At 46.7% G+C, this 582-nt stretch carries 1 pseudogene; it reads right to left on the reverse strand.

Going from position 1 to position 582, the window contains the following annotated elements:
- Positions 1 to 582, reverse strand: a pseudogene (locus EAO37_RS09030) (portal protein); the annotation flags it as partial.

Below are 582 nucleotides of genomic sequence, written 5' to 3' on the forward strand. Positions count from 1 at the left end.
GCTTGGAGTTGTTCATTATAAGGGGCTTGCGCTTGGGCTTGTTGCTCTTGGGCTTGCTGGGCTTTGGTGATGATCTCCATCACATCCGCGCTAATGGGGCTATCCATGTCTTTCAACATCAAGGGCAATAACTCGGGCAAGAGATCGGGGCGGATAGGTCCAATTACCTTTAAGAGTTCGTTCCAATGGCTAAATCTCTCGTCCTTACTCTCTGTTTTCAACTGAGTCTTATAGATAAGATCAAACTTACAAGGTCTAATCTTGTGCTGGGCGTTGTCATTGATAGCAAAGTATCTTTCTCCCACTTTGGGGTCTACAATTCTAAAAACTTGCCTTTGCGTGAAATAATGGCTAATCAGACTCACCGCTAGCTCAAAGATGAGTTTGTCCATGTCATCGCTCACCTTTAAGAAGTGTTGCAAGCCCATTAATCCACTCTCGCGTCTTTGCGCAATAGCTATCCCACTCTGGCGGTTATGCGCCATGCCCAAACTCTCATCATTGAGTCCAGCCAACACCTTTAATAGCTGGCGTTTCTGCTCAGCCTTAGTGCTCAATGCGGCGATGTCGGCTTGGTTGTTC

This window comes from Helicobacter sp. L8, from assembly GCF_003660355.1.
GTDB lineage: Bacteria > Campylobacterota > Campylobacteria > Campylobacterales > Helicobacteraceae > Helicobacter > Helicobacter labacensis.